The following is a 440-nucleotide window of genomic DNA, read 5'->3' on the forward strand; positions in this document are numbered from 1 at the left end:
CTGCAGTTGTAGAGTGCAGTGCCGTCTGTTTTTTCCAGGTAGACCATGACGCTCTTGGTGCCTGATCCAGTGCCGGTAAAGGCCAGCCCCGTCATGCCGAAACCATAAGCCTTGCCTGCTTCAGCAGTGAAGGTGTAACGCCCATACTGGCCACTGGGCAGACTGACTGGTGTTGTACCATCGACGGCCAGCGTGCCGGTTGCATCAGACAGTAATTGCAGGTTGATGCTGCCTTTATCCAGACCCAGCGGGTCGATCAGGATGGTATAGATACCGGTCTCTGGCAGGTTATTCAGATTCATCAAGGCCGTTGCACCGCTCAGGGAATACGACGCCCATTCACTGCTGCCACTGCTGGGCTTGTAAATCCAGACTGTCTTGCTGCTGGTGATCGGCATGGTATTGCCTGTGATGCTCAGGTTAAGGCTTTGCCCTGCCGT

The 440-nt window shown here is 55.0% G+C and carries 1 protein-coding gene; it reads right to left on the minus strand.

Annotated features, from left to right (window positions below):
* On the minus strand, positions 1-398 hold a 398-nt coding region (locus LZ463_RS28960), incomplete at its 3' end, for a hypothetical protein (RefSeq protein WP_241459792.1).
* Between the last annotated feature and the right edge of the window lie 42 nt (positions 399-440).

Source organism: Undibacterium paludis (assembly GCF_022568815.1).
Taxonomy (GTDB): Bacteria; Pseudomonadota; Gammaproteobacteria; order Burkholderiales; family Burkholderiaceae_D; genus Undibacterium.